We start from the raw sequence: 15,540 nt of genomic DNA, 5'->3' as shown, positions 1-15,540 counted from the left end.
CATCGCGCTCGGCGCCGATCAGGGCATGGTCAAGACCATCTGGGACCGCAACACCGGCGAACTCCTCGGCGCCCATATGGCCGGCGCCGAAGTGACCGAGATGATCCAGGGCTTCGTCCTCGCCATGGATCTCGAAACCACAGACCGCGAATTCGCCGAAACCGTCTTCCCCCATCCAACCCTCTCCGAGGCCATGAAAGAAGCCACCCTCGCCGCAATGGGCCGCGCAATCAACTTCTGACCAGAACCGGAAACCAAAAAAACCCGGGCGCGCAGGCACGAACCCACGCCGCCCGGACCCACACCCCCCAGCCTCAGCACCCCCGCATTCACCGTTTCCAAAATACCCCGGGGGGAAAGGGGGCAGAGCCCCCCAGCAACCTTACTCCCCGCCAGGAACAGGAACACCCGCCTGCGCCGCGATGCTGCGCCCGGCGATCCAGCCAAAGGTGACCGCCGGGCCGATCGTTGCTCCCGCGCCGGGATAGGACCCCCCGAATACATTCGACTGGTCGTTGCCCGCCGCATAGAGCCCGGCAATGGGCAGGCCGTCCTGGCCGATCACCCGCGAATCCGCGTCGGTCTTCAGGCCCTTATAGGTCCCGATTTCGCCCGGATAGATGCGCACCGCGTAATAGGGGCCCTTGTCCAGCGGACCGAGCGCGGGGTTCGGGCCATGGTTCTCGTCCCCTTGATAACGGTCATAGGCCGACGCTCCGCGGTGAAACTCGGGATCCGTGCCGGAACGGGCATGGTCCGAGAACTCGCGGATTGTCCGGGCCAGCGCCGCGGGGTCGATGTCGAGCTTTTTCGCAAGTTCCTCGGGCGTCGCGGCGCGCGTCAGATAGCCGTTGCGCAGATAGCGCCCCTTCGGGATCGGGAAGGGGCGGACAAAGCCGATGCCCCAGCGCCGGATTGCCCGGTCGTCGCCGATCAGATAGGCCCGCTCGGTCCCGCGCGCGGCGAAGGCCTCGATCATCGCCGGAACGATGTCGTGATAGGGCGAGCTTTCATTGGCAAAACGCTTGCCATCCGACAGTACCATGATGAAGCCGGGCTTGTTGCGGTCGGTCAGATGCGGCCAGACGCCGTTCTGATCCACCGCCCCCGGCAGGCGCGAGGTCGGAAGCCATGCCGCAGGCTGCATCAGGTCGGCATTGAATTGCGCGCCCACCTCCTCGGCCATGCGGATGCCGTCGCCGACATTGGTGGTTGGGGCGGGCGTTACCGGGTCCATCGTGCTGGCATGACCGGGATATTGACGCGCCCGGCGGTTCTTGTCGCGCGGGAAACCCCCGGCCCCCAGCACCACGGCATGACGAGCCGTCACCCGGACCGGCTTGCCATCGCGCAGGATCTCGGCCCCGACGATCCGGTCGCCTTCGCGGATCAGCCGCTGCGCCGGGGCGTTCAGCCAGAAGGGCACGCCGAGGTCGCTGGCCGTCCGCGCCAGCCGCGCGATCAGCGCCCGGCCCCGCACGATGCGCTGGGACGAGCCCTTCAGCGCCAGGTCGAGGAAATGCCGCGACATGCGGCGGATGACATAGGCCATCGCCTTGGGCGACCGGCCCGCGGCCAGAAACTGCTTCATCTCTAGGGTGGAGCCGATGGCAAGTCCCATGAACAGCGTCTGCGGCAGCTCGCCCTTGAGCGTCTTCATCAGCGTGCCCATCTTGCCGGCGTCGTAATCCATGGTCCCGATCGAGCGGATATAGGATCCGCCCTCAAGCTCCGGGTGGTAATCGGGAAACTCCATGGGGTAGAACTTCACCTCGGTATTTTGCTCGAGGTAGTCGACCATGCGCGGGGCATATTCCAGATAGGCCTCGATCCGGGCCTCGTCATAGTGATTGCCGACCTCTTGCCGCAGATAGTTGCGGACATTGACCAGATCGTCGGGCACACCCAGTTTGTCGCCAAGCGCCTTGGCGTGGCGGCTGCCCGGCACCCACAGCACCCCGCCCGAGGTCGCGGTGGTGCCGCCGAACTTGGCCGCCTTTTCGGTCACCAGAACATTGAGTCCGGCCTTGGCCGCGGTAACCGCGGTGGTCAGTGCCCCCGCCCCCGATCCGATGACCAGAACGTCGCAGCTTTCTGTCTGGGTCATGTTCGCCCTCCTTTCCCGCAGGAAATGTCCCTCCGCTGCACGCCTCGCGCAGCGGCCAAAATGATGAAAACCGGCAGGCTAGATCTGGGCGAAGGCGTCGCGGCAAACGATCACGCGCCCCTCGGAATCGAGATAGCCCAAGTCTCCGGTCCTGAAAAAGCCGCTGCGATCCATCGCCTTGCGGCTGGCGCGCAGGTCGTCGTGATAGCGCAGCATCACGGGCGCGCCCCGGACCCAGATCTCTCCGATCTCATAGAGCAGCATGTCCATGGCGGTGCGGGGATCGACGATCATCACCTCCACCCCGCGAAGCGGTCGGCCGGTCGTCGTATGGACAGTATGCCCTGGGTCGCGTGGGTCCGAGCAGATTGCGATGCCGGCCAGTTCGGCCCGGACATAGCTGTTGAAGACGCGGCTTTCGGGCAGCGCACGCTCCCATCCGCGAACCAGCTTTGCATCGCCGCTCAGCAGGACCGTGCCGGGTTGCAGTTCGGGAAGCGGAAGACTTTCGGGCGGTGCCGGCGGCAGATCCGCGAGGATCAGATGGCTGGACGGGGTCGTGAAGGCCGGCAGGTCGCAAAGCGTCGCGCCGGTCAGCAGAGCTGCCAGTTCCGCTGCGATGCGCGCCGCATGGTTCAGTGCCAAGGGCACCACCAGACGTGCACCCGCTCCGATGTCATAGCGCGCGGCAAGGCTCTGCGCGGCCGAGCGCAGCGCGCGATGGCTCAGCACCACGCCGCGCGCGGTATCCTGCCGTCCCTCGCCGTAAAGCACCACGGCGGGATGGTCGGGCATAACGCGCCCGGCGCGCTCGTCCAGTTGGGGATGGGGGGCGCTGGTCCCAGCCAGCAGTTCGTCGCAGGACAGGTGGCGCACCGCAGCGAGAGAGGTTGCGCGGCCATGACCTTGGGATTGATGCACCACGAGGCGCAGCCCTGATCCTTGCAGGGCCATGGTCAGCCGGGCCTGCGAGAGGCATGGGTCAAGCGGCACGACCACGCCGCCCACCGTCCAGATGGCGGCGCAGATTGCCATTCGGTCGGCCGAGGCTGGCATGGAGACGCCGACCCGCTGGCCCCGGCGCAGCGGCACCGCCAGCAAGGCCCCGGCCAGTTGCAGGATACGGTCGCGCATGGCGGCATGGCTGGTCGCGCCCTCCGCCGAGACATGGGCGGCCAGATCGCCATGACCCGCGGCCATCAGAGCCGCGCCGATCGCCGGATCCTCCAGCCTGAAGCCAACGCCTATCGCCCTGTCCACGCCCATGCCCCGCCTGCCGTCATACCACGTTGAAATGCTCGGGCACGCCGGCGGGCCAGACCGTGCCCCACATCTGCATGCCGCCGTCGATGGTCAGCACCTCGCCGGTGATGAAATTGCCGCTGTCGGCGGAGAGGTAGGCCACGCCCTCGGCAATGTCCCAGCCGTTGCCCATGCGCCGCTGCGGGTTCACGTTGCGGAAGCGCGCGGTGGCGTGTTCGGGATACTTCGACAGCCCTTCCGAGGCGATGGCGCCCGGCGCAATGCAGTTCACCCGGATGCCCAGCGGCGCCCACTCGGTCGCCACGGTCCGGCTGAGATAGATCACCCCGGCTCGCGCGGCGCAGGTATGCGCGGCTTGCGGCATGCCACGTTCGACATGCGCGACGATCGAGATGACGTTGCCCGGTTGGCCGTGGTCGCGCCAGCGTTGAGCGGCGCCCTGCATCATCCACCATGTCCCGTTCAGGTTCAGGTCGATGACCGAATTCCATCCCTTGCGCGAGAAATCCACTGCGTTTTGCGGAAACTGGCCACCGGCATTGTTCACCAGAGTGTCGAGCCCGCCCCATTCGCCGAACACCCGATCCAGCAGCATGTCGACCTGATCGGGATCGCGGATTGACATGGGCATGTATTCGATATGCTGCCCGGTCAGGCGCTTGACCGCCTCCTGCGCATCGGCCAGCACTTCCTCACGCCGTCCGGCAATCATCACCTTCGCGCCCAGCCGGGCCAGCAGGAAGGTCATCGCCCGGCCCATGCCGGTGCCGCCTCCGGTGATCAGGAACCGCTTGCCGGCGAAAAGACCGGGCGCATAGATGGTCGGGCGGTTTGCCAGATCCTCATCCGTCAGGAACCACTGAAAGCCGTGCAGACCCGCCGTCGGCTGTGCCATATCGTTCATATCCGTGTTCCATTGGAGAAATTGGCGGCGCGGCCCTGATTGAAGGCGGCGATCCCCTCGCGGCTGTCGGCCGAGTTCATCAGGGCAGGCCCGTGGCGGTGGCCCCAGTCGATCGAGGCTTGCAGCGTCTCGTCCCGCGCCACGTCATACAGCTGCTTTGCGAGGCGCAGGCAGTGCCAGGAATTGGCCAGCACCTCCTCGGCCAGGGCAATCGCCTCGTCCAGAACCTGGTCGCCCGGCACGACACGATTGACGAGTCCCAGCGCGGCGAAATCCTGAGCGGGGTAGTAAGCGCCCGAGAAGATCACCTCGAACGCCTTTTGACGCGGCAGGATCTGCGCCAGCCGCTGAACGCCGCCGGCAAAGGCGACCATGCCGCGACGGATCTCGGGCAGGCCGAAAACAGCGTGATCGGCAGCAACGATCAGATCGCAGGCCAGCGCGGCCTCGCACCCCCCGGCGACCGCCGCGCCATTGACGGCCGCGATCAGCGGCTTGGGGCAATGCCGTTCAGTCACGCCCAGAAAGCCTGCACCCGGCACCAGCCCGGTGCCCGAGCCGACGCGGCCGGCCTCTTTCAGGTCCATCCCGGAGCAGAAGGCGCGCTCGCCGGTGCCGGTCAGAATGATGGCGCCGACGCTGTCGTCGTCTTCGGCGTGGCAAAGCGCGTGATGCACGCCATAGGAAGTCGCGCGATCCGCGGCATTGCGCAATTCGGGCCGGTCGATGCGGATGATCGCTATCGCGCCGCGCCGCTCATAACGGACGGTCGGGGGCAGGTCGGGCTGGTCCGGCATGGCTCAGACCCGCTCGGTTTCCGAGGGTGCTTGGGCCGGCTTCCAGTTCTCGTCCCAATAGGGCTGCATCAGCGGCTTGATGCGCAGCGCCTCGGGCACATTCTCGACGCCAATGCGGCGGTCGAGTTCCTCGTGCCAGTGATAGATGCGCCGCTCCTGATAGTTCAGCGGGAAGTCCCGCAACCCGCTGGACATTGCCGCGATCTGGATCTTGTCGGCGAATTGCAGGTCTTCTTCCAGGATGATGGCAAAGTTGCGGATGCGCGTTTCCCAGATCTCGGGACGCGGCCCCTCTCCCCAATGGGGGGCGAACCAATAGACGTCGATAGACATGGTGTCGATGGATTCGGGCCAGAAGGCCAGCACCGGAATACCCCAAGGAGAGACCGGCGTGACGAGGTTCGGATAAGCCATCAACGAAAGGTTGGTGTCGCCGAACCAGGGATCGACCCCTTCGATCTCGGGCAGGCCGCGGACGCCGGGGTCTTTCCACCCTTCGCGCTTGAAGGGCGTGACCATGCGCGAATGCCCGTGCTCGTAAAGCGTGATGGCCGAGCCGCGATGGTCGAGGAAGCGGTCGACGGTGTTCTGGTGGATCGACTTCAGGTGATAGACCTCAAGGAAGGCGTCGATCAGGATCTTGGCGTTGCATTTCACCTTGATCGTGGATTTGTCGATCAGCGCCAGCGTCTCGGGCTTCATCTCGTCCAGGGCTTGCGCGACCGGACCAAGATACTCGCGCAGCGGCATGGCATTGGCGTCGAGATTGACGAAATAGAGGTTGCCGACGTTCTCGCAGCGCACCTCGATCAGCGAGCGACAGCTGAGGTCAAGCCCGACGAAATCGCGCCGGTCCCGCAGGTTGATCAGCTCGCCGCGCGTGTTGTAGGTCCAGCCGTGATACTTGCAGGATACCCCACGCGATTTACCGGAGGGTTCGGTGACGACCGGCGCCCCGCGATGACGGCAGGTATTGTAGAAACAACGGATCTTCTGATCCTCGCCCCGGATGAAGAACAGCGGCTCGCCCAGACGGGACCACTGGACATAGGAGCCGACCTCGGGCAGCTCGTCCGCATGGACGGCGTAAAGCCAGGTCTTGCGCCACAGATGCTCCATCTCCAGCGCGAAGAAGGCGGGATCGGTATAGCGCAGGCCCGGCAGGTCGGGGAATTGCGGAAAGCCTTCGGGCGGCCCTCCGCGCGAGCTTTCGTAGGCCTGCTGGTCCAAGATGCGCTGCTTTTCTTGCGGATCCATCGCCACTCCTCCCCAGGGCTGCTGACAGAATCGGGCCATGCGGAAGAAACTTCCTGATGAGGCCTATCGTTAATTATTTTTATACCGCAATTTTTGCATACGCAACAGCAAAATTTGTGGATTTATCTGTGAGATCAACTGGCGCCGATGCGCTCTTCGTTCATGGCGATGTAATCCGCCAGAATGTCGCCCTGGACCTTGGTGTGCTTGCGGAACTGTTCGGCCGCCAACTCGCTGTCCTGCGCGAGGATTGCGTCGAGGATGGCGCGGTGGTCGTCGAGATTGGTCCGCGACTGGCCGGGATAGCCCAATTGGAAGCGCCGATAGGGCACCAGCTTGCTGCCGAGCTTGTTGGTCATGTCGATCAGGTCCTTGTTATGAGTCCCGTCGATCACCAGCAGATGGAATTTGCGGCTCAGCGTATAATAGGTGTCGTGATCACCAGCGTCGAAGGCACGTTCTGACTGGTCGTGGATGGACTGCAGGGCGGCGCGCTCATCGGCCGTCATGCGGCGCGCTGCATATTTGGCGCAGATGGATTCCAGTTCCGACATCACCTCGAACTGACGGATCAGGTCCGAGATATCGGTCATGGTAACCACCGCGCCCTGTCGCGGACGCTTTTCCACGATGCCGGATTCGATCAGCTGCAGGATCGCCTCGCGGACCGGGGTGCGGGACACCTCGAAGCGCCGCGCAAGCTCTTCCTCGTCCAGAGAGCTTCCCGGAGGGATGGCGCCCGAGAAAATATCCTGTTCCAGCGCGAGCCGGACCTTTTCCGAATGCGTCATGCCGGCCGAACGTGCCATCGCCTTCTCCTTCTTCGCCACGGGCGGGCCGATTGAAAGCGACATGCCCATATCCACCCCAGCGGGCAGAAAATTCTATGTTTCCATCTGGCTTGAACGGTATTCCAACGCCCGGTCGCTTTGCAATACTCCGAGCCGCGCCTGCATTGCGTTCCCGGCCCCGCGAGCAGGTTTGACGGCGTTAAGAAATCTTTCTTGCGCATTATTTGTATATTGAACTGCGATTAAAAATACACAATACTTTGGGCAAGAGGGAGGAGGATCAATGCCGGACAGCTTCGATCCTGGATTTTACAAGGTTGTGTCGCGTCCGGGCGCGATCGTCCAGCTTGGCTATGTCGTGGCCGATCTGGAGGCAGCGCTTGCACATTGGACCGGAGTTCTGGGCACAGGTCCGTTCCTGGTTACGCCAAGAATTGACTATGCCGAACTTCAGTACCGGGGCCAGCCGATCCACATCGAAAACGCGGTCGCTCTGGCATCATGGAACGGCATCCAGATCGAGATCATCCAGCAGACCGCTGGCGATGCTTCGATGTTCACCGATTTCGTCGCGCGCCGTGGCGGCGGGCTGCATCACGTCTGCCTGCTTGCCGATGATCTCGAGGCCGAACTTGCCGCCTGGGAAGCAAAGGGGATCGGGGTGCTGATGGGGGGACGCACTGCCGCCGGCATTCCCTTCGCCTATCTGGACAGCGATCCGCAGGATCAGGGCAGGGTGATCGAAATCGTTCAACCTACGCCCGGGCTGAGGAAGTTCTTTGCACGGCTCGAGACGCTCGCGGCCGATTGGGACGGCGCCGATCCTGTGCGCTACCTCTCCTAGCCGCCGCTTTGACAGACAAGGAAGTAAGATGCCGCTAATCATAGCCACCGACCGTGATGGAAGTGTCAAGGAATTCGACGCTGCGCCGGGAACAAGCCTGATGGAGGCGCTGCGCGACACCGCCGGCCTCGATATCGCCGCGATCTGTGGCGGCTCGTGCTCTTGCGCGACCTGCCATGTCTATGTCGCGCCCGATTGGCTTGACCGTCTGCCCGCGCAGCAGCCCGAGGAATACGAACTGCTCGAGTTCATGGAACCCTATCGCGAGACCTCGCGGCTGAGCTGTCAGATCCCGGTCACCGAGGCGCTTGCCGGCCTAGAGGTAACGCTCGCGCCCGAGGAATAGGCGCAGTTCATCGCATGAGAAGGGGCCTGCACGCGCCGGCCGGGAGGAAAGATGTCAGCAATGCTTAGTTATACGGCGACCACGACGGTCGGGGATCTGTTGGTCCGGGCCACGGCGCGGACGCCGGACAAGGACGCAATCCGGTTTCCGGGCGAGAAGCGCAGCTTCCGCGAACTGCACGATGCCGCCATGCTGCGGGCACGCGAGCTTTACGGGCTTGGTGTGCGGCCCGGCGATCATGTCGGGATCTTCCTGCCGAGCTGCATCGAATACCTCGAATATTACTTCGGTCTGGCCTATCTGGGCGCGGTGTCGGTGCCGATGAACGCGCGCTATCGCGAGCATGAACTGCGTTACCAGACGATCAATGCCGATCTGGTGCATATCGTCTCGACCACGCAAGTGGCAGAAGGTCTGGATTTCCGCGCGCGGCTGCATCAGGCATTTCCGGCACTGCGCGAGGCGGCCTCTGACCAGCCCCTGCAGTTGCAGGATGCGCCGCGTTTGCGTGGCATCACCCTGCTGACCGACGAGGTCTCGCCGGGCTGCCTGCGCCAGTCGGTTTCGCGCGATTTTGCCTCGGCCGTGTCCGAAGAGCTGATCGACCGGTTGCGTCGCGCGGTCACTTTGCGGCAAACCACGCTGATCCTCTATACCTCGGGCACCACGGCGAATCCCAAGGGCTGCATGATCAGCCACGAGGCGCTGGTGCGCACCGGAATGGGCATGGCCGAACGCTATGGCATGACCGATCAGGATGCGTTCTGGTCGCCCCTGCCGATGTTCCATGTCGGCGCGCTGTTCCCGCTCTGCGCCGCCTATCATGCCGGCGCGACCTATATCGGCATGCAGCATTTCGAGGCTGGCGCGGCGATCCGGCTGGTGCGCGAGGCCCGTCCCACCATCGGCTATCCCAGCTTTGCGCTGTTCCTGTCGGATATGGTCTATCACCCGGATTTCCGCGCCGAGGACATGGCTTCGCTGCGGCTTCTCAACTGCTCGATGGCGCTGTCGGCCGAGCCGTTCCGCGAACTGATGCGCAAGAGCTTTCCGAATGCGCTCTTTGTCGGCACCTACGGGATGACCGAGACGTCGGGCACGGTCACGACCAGCCATCCCACGGATAGCGAAACCGAACGGTTCAACCGTCTGGGTCGTCCCTTCGACGGACTGTCGGTGCGCATCCAGCGCGAGGATGGCAGCGAGGCCGCGCCGGGCGAGATCGGCGAGATCTGCGTCAAGGGTTTCTCGATCTTTACCGAATATTACCGCGATCCCGACAAGACCGCCGAAGCCAAGCAGGACGGCTGGTTCCATACCGGAGACCTGGGTTCGGTCGACGGGGCGGGCACATTGATGTTCCATGGCCGCGCCAAGGATATGCTGAAGGTCGGTGGCGAGAACGTCGCCGCGCTCGAGATCGAGATGATCGTGGCCCAGCATCCGGCGGTCAAGACCTGCCAGGTGGTCGGCAAGCCTGACCCCCGCCTGCAAGAGGTGCCAGTGGCCTTCGTCGAACTGGTGCCGGGCGAAAGCGTCGATCCGGCAGAGCTGATCGCCTATTGCACCAGCCGCATCGCTGGCTTCAAGGTTCCGCGCGACGTCCATTTCATCGCCGAATGGCCGATGTCGGCCAGCAAGATCCAGAAGTTCAAACTGCGCGAGCAGGTGCAGGCGATGGCCGCCGAGGTCTGCGGCGCAGAATAATCGTCGCAGAATTATTTATACTTATACAGCAATTGTGTATATATTATACGCGATGTGCTGCGAGAAGATCCGAGGAATCTATCAAGGATCATCGCGTCCCAATGCCGGATGGCCACCGTGCCAGTCCGCTGTCCAACTTCCTGGGGAGGAAACCGTCGTGAAGCTGTCGAACCTGCTTGCCACTTGCACCGCCATGGCGCTGCTGCCGGCGATGGCCGCCAAGGCCGAAGAATATCATATCGTCGTCTTGCAGGCTCTGACCGGGCCCGCGGCCTTCATCGGGACTGCCGTGGCCGACGGGATGCGCCTGGCAGAGGAGCGTATCAATGCAGAGGGGCTGGTGGGCGAGGGAAATACGCTCAAGGTGACCTATGCCGATGACGCGACCGACCGCACGCAGACCATGTCGCTGATTGCGCGCTATGCGAATGATCCGTCGATCATTGGCATTCTGGGACCGACCAGCGGCGCGGTCGCGATTGCCGGCGCCTCCTCGGGCAATGAATACAAGCTGCCCGTCGTTACCACCACGAACACGCCCGAGGTGCTGGAGCAGGGTCCGTGGTCCTTCATCCTGACCCAGCCGCCCGAGATCACCATTCCCTATCTGGTCGATTACGCCGCGGACGTTAAGGGCGTGAAGGAATGCGCCATCATCGGTATCCGCGATATCGAAGCCTATGTGGCGCTGCAAAAGCGGTTCGAGAAGCTGATGACCGAGAAGGGCGTCAAGATCACGACCGTCGAGCAGGTCGGCGGCACCGATTCCGACTTCTCGTCGGTTGCGACCAAGATCGCCACCTCGCAGCAGGATTGCGTCTTTGTCTCGGCCTCTGCGTCGCAGGGGGCGAATATCATCGTGCAATTGCGTCAGGCAGGGCTGGATCCGGCCACGCCGGTCTTTGGCCACAACGCCTTCGCTTCGCCCGAATTCCTGAACCGGGGCGGCGCCGGGGTCGAGGGCGTGACCTTCATCGCCGACTGGGTGCCGGGCGGCTATGACGACTTTACCAAGGCCTTCGCCACCGAGTTCAACGAGAAATTCGGTCACGAGGCGGATAACTGGAATGCCGTCGGCTTTGGCGGGATGATGGTGATGGCCAACGCGCTCCAGACCATGTCCGAACCCTCGCGCGAGGCGCTGCGCGACCAGCTTGGCAAGACCAAGGACGTTCGCGTCGCGGCCGGTCAGGGCAGCTATTCGGTGGATGAGAAACGCTTTCCGCATGTCGGCATGAACGTGCTGACCGTGCAGGACGGCGCGCTGGTTCCCGCCCCGCGCTGACCGCCGCCGTGCCGCAGGCCGGGACGCCGCAGTAAGCGTGCGTCCTGGCCCGAACCCCTCAGGACGGATCAACGCGATGCTACTGCAACAAATACTCAATGGAACGGTTTCGGGTGCGATCTATGCCCTGTTCGCGCTTGGCTTCACGCTGATCTTCGGTGTGCAGAAACTGCTCAATCTCGCGCATGGCGCGATTTTCATGGCCGGGGCCTTTATCGCCTATTACGCGACAGCGCAGGGACTGCCTTTCTGGTTCGCGCTGATACTGGCGACGCTTGCGACGGGCGTGATCTCGGTCGTGGTCGATTTCGTCGCATTCCGGCAATTGCGCAAATCGGGCCATGCCGAATTTGCCGCCATCGTCACTTCGATCGGGGTCGACCTGATCCTGATGAACATCGCGCAGCAGGTCTCGAAGACCAAGGTGCTGAGCTTTCCGTTCGGCACCTTCCCGGTCAAGTTCTTCAACTTCTGGGGGATGCGCATCTCGCTGTTGCAGCTGACCATCCTCGGGTTGGTTCTGGTCCTGGTGCTGGCGCTGGCCTATTACATCAACCGCACCAGCTTTGGCCGGCAGGTCCGGGCGGTCTCCAGCAATGAACATGCCTCGGCGCTGCTCGGCATCTCGGCCGGAGCGGTCTATCGCCAGACCTTTTTCATCGCCGGTGCGCTCGCCGGGCTGGCCGGGGTGCTGATCGGGCTGTCCTTCAACTCGATCCACTTCATGATGGGCGAGCCGTTCCTGCTGCAAGCCTTTGTCGTCGTGGTGATCGGTGGTCTGGGATCGCTTCAGGGCGCGGTGGTCGCCGCCATCCTGATCGGGATCATCCAGTCGCTGACCATCGCATTCCTGTCCAGCGAACTGTCCAGCGCGATCATCTTTGCGCTGCTGTTTGTCACGCTGCTGTTGTTTCCGAACGGGCTGTTCGGGCGCGCCGGAAATTATGCAGGGGGAAGCCGCACATGATGTCCTTTTACTATTCCTACCAGCCGCTCATCGACTTCTTTCTGATCGCGGTGGGGCTGGGTTACAGCCAGCAGTTGGCGCTGCGGGCGGGTGTGTTCTCGATCGCGACGGCGGGCTTCTCGGCATTTGGCGCCTATGCGACGGCGATCCTGGTGACGCGCTACGGCGCGCCGGTGCCCCTGGCCATTCTGGTCTCGGCCCTGGTCGGGATGGCGGTCAGCTATGTGCTGTCGGTGCCGCTGGCCCGACTGCGCGGTGCCTTTCAGGCCATCGCCACGCTGGCCTTCGTGCAGGTCGTCATCGCGCTTCTGCTTTATTTCGAAAGCTTTACCGGAGGCGCTATCGGCATTTCGGGCATTCCGCGGGTGATGAACACCGGCTGGCTGCTGCTGGCGGTTCTGGTCACCATCTATGTGATCTGGTCGATCAATCGCACCTCGGTCGGTCGGGTGTTCAATGCCCTGCGTCAGGACGACTCGGTCGCCGCCTCGCTCGGCGTGCCGATCAAGTCCTATTACGCGCTGGCCTTCGTCCTGTCGGGGCTGATCGGTGCGGTCTTCGGCGCGCTGCGCTCGCTCTACGTCTTCAATATCGAGCCGGTGGACTTCGGCTTTCAGGCCATGGTCGCCAGCCTGACCGTCGTGGTTCTGGGCGGGCGCAACACGCTGCTTGGTCCGATTGCAGGGGCGCTGATCATGGCGATCCTGCCCGAACTGGCTCGTCCGCTGGCCGAGAACCGCGGTATCCTGAACGGGATAATTCTGATCCTGGTCATCAGCTTCCTGCCGAACGGCGTGGGCGATGAACTGGTCTACTGGTTGCGCCGCCGCCTGCGCCGCGCGCCCAAAACCATGTCCAACGGGAAGGAGGGGGCCAATGTCGTCGCTGCGGATTGAAGGCGCGTGCAAGTATTTCGGCGGCTTGAAGGCGGTCGACGGCATCAACATGGTCGTCCCCGCGGGCCGGATCACCGGGCTGATCGGCCCGAATGGCGCTGGGAAAAGCACGGTCATCAACATGATCTCGGGCGTCTACAGCCTGACCAAGGGCGAGGTCTATCTGGACGATCAGCGGCTTACGCAATTGCAGGTGGACGAGGTGGCGCGCTGCGGCATCGCCCGCACCTTCCAGAATATCCGCCTGCTGCCCGAGGAAAGCGTTCTCGACAATGTCGTGATCGGCTACTTCCGCAAGCAAAACAGCGGCGTCATGTCCAGCCTGCTGGGGCTGCCGGCCGCGCTGGCCGAAACCCGCCGCCTGCGCGAGCAGGCCTGGGAATTGCTCGGCCGCTTCGGCATCCAGAAATATGCCGATTACGAGGCGGGGAGCCTTCCCTATGGCCACCAGCGCCGGGTCGAGATGGCGCGCTCGATCGCCGCGGAACCGCGCATCGTCATGCTGGACGAGCCGGTCGCCGGCATGAACGAGGTCGAATCCGCCGAAATGGCCGAGATATTCGAGGATCTGGCCCGTTCGGGCATGGGCCTCTTGCTGATCGAGCATAACGTGGCCTTCGTCTCGCGCCTTTGCAGTCAGGTCTATGTGCTGGATTCTGGCCGGATGATCGCCGAGGGCCCGCCCGAAGCCGTCACCCGCGATCCAAAGGTCATCGAAGCCTATATCGGAGGCAAGGCTGATGCTGCTTGAGGTCAAGAATCTGAGCGTCTCCTACAAAGGGATCCAGGCGCTGCGTGATGTCAGCCTGCATGTGAACCGGGGCGAGATGGTGGCGCTGGTCGGCTCGAACGGGGCGGGAAAGTCGACGCTGCTCAACGCCCTCAGCCGCACGGTGGTGCCGCAAAAGGGGCAAGTGATCTTCAACGGCAAGAACCTGGCGGGCAGGGCCGCCTTTCAGGTCTCGCGTCAGGGTCTCCTGCATGTCCCCGAGGGGCGGCAGGTGTTGGCCGACATGTCCGTCTGGGAAAACCTGCAACTGGGTATGCTGGCTCTCGGTCCGCGTCCGGCGCGATACAGTCTGGAACAGGTCTATGAAATCTTCCCGATCCTTCAGGAACGGGCCGACCAGATTGCCGGAACGATGTCGGGCGGCCAACAGCAGATGCTGGCCATCGGCCGGGCACTAATGGGTGCGCCTGAGATCCTGCTGCTGGACGAGCCTTCGCTGGGCTTGTCGCCGCTGATGAGTGATCAGGTCTTTGATGCGCTGACCCGGCTTAACCGCGAGGGGCTGACCATCTTGCTGGTCGAGCAGAACGCCCATCGCGCGCTGGAATGCACGCGGCGCGCCTATGTGCTGGACCGAGGCCGGGTGGTGATGGAGGGCGCCTCGGAAACGCTGCTCTGCGACCCGCGGGTGATCGAAAGCTATCTGGGGTCGTAATGGTGGATCGGCTCATCACCCTGCATCAGCTCAGCCTGCGCGACGTCAGTCCCATCGAGCTGGTGTGTCTGGCGCCCGAGGCGGGGTTCTCGTCGGTTTCGGTGTTCCTGCACCCTCCGGCGGCGCAACTGGATATCTTCCCCCGGCTACAGGCCGGGGCAGATACCCGGGCCTTTCGCTCCGCCCTGCGTGAGCATGGCGTCAGCGTCCACAATATCGAGGCGCTGCCGTTTTCGGGGCGCACCGATCCGGCGGATTACCTGCCGGTGCTGGACCATGCGGCGGAAATCGGCGCGTGTCGCGCGACGGTTCTGGTTTATGACCGTGACCTTGAGCGGGCCTCCGACCGGCTGTCTGCGACTTGCGATGCCGCAGCCGCGCGGGGGATCGCGATCTCCATCGAGTTCATGGCTTTTTCGGCTCTGACCACGGTGGGGCTGGCGGCGGATTTCGTGCGCCGGAACGGGCATGGGAACCTGAGCCTGCTAGTCGATCCGCTGCATCTGGCGCGGACCGGCGGCACCCCAAAGGATCTGGCACCGCTCACCGATACGATCGGCGCACTGCAATTCTGCGACGCGCCTTTGGCCGCGCCAGAGGACGCCTTCCGCGAGGCGGTCGAGGATCGCGGCATTCCGGGTGAGGGGGAATTGCCCCTGAAAGAATTGCTGAAGGCCACCGCTCCGGGCCTGCCGCTGGACATCGAGGTGCCGATGCTGCGGTTGCAGACCCAAGGCCTGTCGCCGCTTTCGCGTGCGCTCCGTTTGCGTCATTCCCTTTCGTCTTACATTTTTTAGATTTTTCTGACGAGGACGCGTCGGGCGCGGATTCGGACTTCGACTTTTGGGAGGTCTGTGCAGATTGCGGAGAGGGCTTTGCCGGTTGTGCAGTCGAAGCGGGCGCCGTGTCTGGGGCAGATGAGGATGTTGCC

The 15,540-nt window shown here is 63.6% G+C and carries 15 protein-coding genes and 1 pseudogene; 10 read left to right on the top strand and 6 right to left on the bottom strand.

All coding sequences use genetic code 11. From position 1 onward, the window contains the following. Positions 1-241 (top strand): annotated as a pseudogene (locus VNQ78_RS20260) (dihydrolipoyl dehydrogenase); the annotation flags it as partial. A 141-nt stretch (positions 242-382) separates the two neighbouring features. Here VNQ78_RS20260 and VNQ78_RS20255 read toward each other — a convergent pair. The 6 genes from VNQ78_RS20255 to VNQ78_RS20230 form a co-directional block, all read right to left on the bottom strand. Then, positions 383-2,107 carry an FAD-dependent oxidoreductase gene (locus tag VNQ78_RS20255; protein WP_325693475.1) on the bottom strand — a complete coding sequence of 575 codons (1,725 nt, stop codon included), beginning with the start codon at positions 2,105-2,107 and terminating at the stop codon, positions 383-385. 78 nt (positions 2,108-2,185) lie between these two features. Further along, complete coding sequence (locus tag VNQ78_RS20250; protein ID WP_325693472.1) at positions 2,186-3,373, bottom strand: class I adenylate-forming enzyme family protein; 1,188 nt, start codon at positions 3,371-3,373, stop codon at positions 2,186-2,188. A gap of 13 nt (positions 3,374-3,386) precedes the next feature. Beyond that, positions 3,387-4,274 (bottom strand): SDR family oxidoreductase, encoded by an 888-nt coding sequence (locus tag VNQ78_RS20245; RefSeq protein WP_325693469.1) that lies wholly within the window; start codon positions 4,272-4,274, stop codon positions 3,387-3,389. Continuing rightward, positions 4,271-5,071 (bottom strand): enoyl-CoA hydratase-related protein, encoded by an 801-nt coding sequence (locus tag VNQ78_RS20240; RefSeq protein ID WP_325693466.1) that lies wholly within the window; start codon positions 5,069-5,071, stop codon positions 4,271-4,273. The genes VNQ78_RS20245 and VNQ78_RS20240 overlap by 4 nt, the downstream gene beginning before the upstream one ends. Positions 5,072-5,074: 3 nt before the next feature. Beyond that, entirely contained in the window at positions 5,075-6,328 is a 1,254-nt protein-coding gene (locus VNQ78_RS20235) for an aromatic ring-hydroxylating dioxygenase subunit alpha (RefSeq protein WP_325693463.1), read from the bottom strand. A 134-nt stretch (positions 6,329-6,462) separates the two neighbouring features. Beyond that, a complete protein-coding gene (locus VNQ78_RS20230) occupies positions 6,463-7,182 on the bottom strand; it encodes a GntR family transcriptional regulator (protein ID WP_325693460.1) in 720 nt (239 codons plus the stop codon). A gap of 220 nt (positions 7,183-7,402) precedes the next feature. Here VNQ78_RS20230 and VNQ78_RS20225 point away from each other — a divergent pair, with 220 nt between their 5' ends. The 9 genes from VNQ78_RS20225 to VNQ78_RS20185 all read left to right on the top strand — a co-directional run bounded on the left by VNQ78_RS20225 (position 7,403) and on the right by VNQ78_RS20185 (position 15,406). Beyond that, positions 7,403-7,963 carry a VOC family protein gene (locus VNQ78_RS20225; RefSeq protein ID WP_325693457.1) on the top strand — a complete coding sequence of 187 codons (561 nt, stop codon included), beginning with the start codon at positions 7,403-7,405 and terminating at the stop codon, positions 7,961-7,963. 28 nt (positions 7,964-7,991) lie between these two features. Continuing rightward, complete coding sequence (locus VNQ78_RS20220; RefSeq protein WP_325693454.1) at positions 7,992-8,309, top strand: 2Fe-2S iron-sulfur cluster-binding protein; 318 nt, start codon at positions 7,992-7,994, stop codon at positions 8,307-8,309. A gap of 51 nt (positions 8,310-8,360) precedes the next feature. Beyond that, positions 8,361-10,016 carry a class I adenylate-forming enzyme family protein gene (locus tag VNQ78_RS20215; protein WP_325693450.1) on the top strand — a complete coding sequence of 552 codons (1,656 nt, stop codon included), beginning with the start codon at positions 8,361-8,363 and terminating at the stop codon, positions 10,014-10,016. Between the two features lie 157 nt (positions 10,017-10,173). Next, a complete protein-coding gene (locus tag VNQ78_RS20210; protein ID WP_325693447.1) occupies positions 10,174-11,301 on the top strand; it encodes an ABC transporter substrate-binding protein in 1,128 nt (375 codons plus the stop codon). 76 nt (positions 11,302-11,377) lie between these two features. Next, on the top strand, positions 11,378-12,268 hold the full coding sequence (locus VNQ78_RS20205; RefSeq protein ID WP_325693445.1) for a branched-chain amino acid ABC transporter permease: 891 nt from the start codon (positions 11,378-11,380) through the stop codon (positions 12,266-12,268). Beyond that, entirely contained in the window at positions 12,265-13,164 is a 900-nt protein-coding gene (locus VNQ78_RS20200; RefSeq protein WP_325693443.1) for a branched-chain amino acid ABC transporter permease, read from the top strand. Before VNQ78_RS20205 ends, VNQ78_RS20200 begins: the two co-directional genes overlap by 4 nt. Beyond that, entirely contained in the window at positions 13,145-13,915 is a 771-nt protein-coding gene (locus tag VNQ78_RS20195) for an ABC transporter ATP-binding protein (protein ID WP_325693441.1), read from the top strand. Before VNQ78_RS20200 ends, VNQ78_RS20195 begins: the two co-directional genes overlap by 20 nt. Continuing rightward, complete coding sequence (locus tag VNQ78_RS20190; RefSeq protein ID WP_325693439.1) at positions 13,905-14,609, top strand: ABC transporter ATP-binding protein; 705 nt, start codon at positions 13,905-13,907, stop codon at positions 14,607-14,609. The genes VNQ78_RS20195 and VNQ78_RS20190 overlap by 11 nt, the downstream gene beginning before the upstream one ends. After that, entirely contained in the window at positions 14,609-15,406 is a 798-nt protein-coding gene (locus VNQ78_RS20185; protein ID WP_325693436.1) for a sugar phosphate isomerase/epimerase, read from the top strand. Before VNQ78_RS20190 ends, VNQ78_RS20185 begins: the two co-directional genes overlap by 1 nt. The last annotated feature ends 134 nt before the right edge of the window (positions 15,407-15,540 follow it).

This window comes from Paracoccus sp. (in: a-proteobacteria) (assembly GCF_035556475.1).
Classification (GTDB): domain Bacteria; phylum Pseudomonadota; class Alphaproteobacteria; order Rhodobacterales; family Rhodobacteraceae; genus Paracoccus.
Note: the sequence above shows the minus strand (reverse complement) of the source record. Positions and strands in the feature narration are given on the sequence as shown.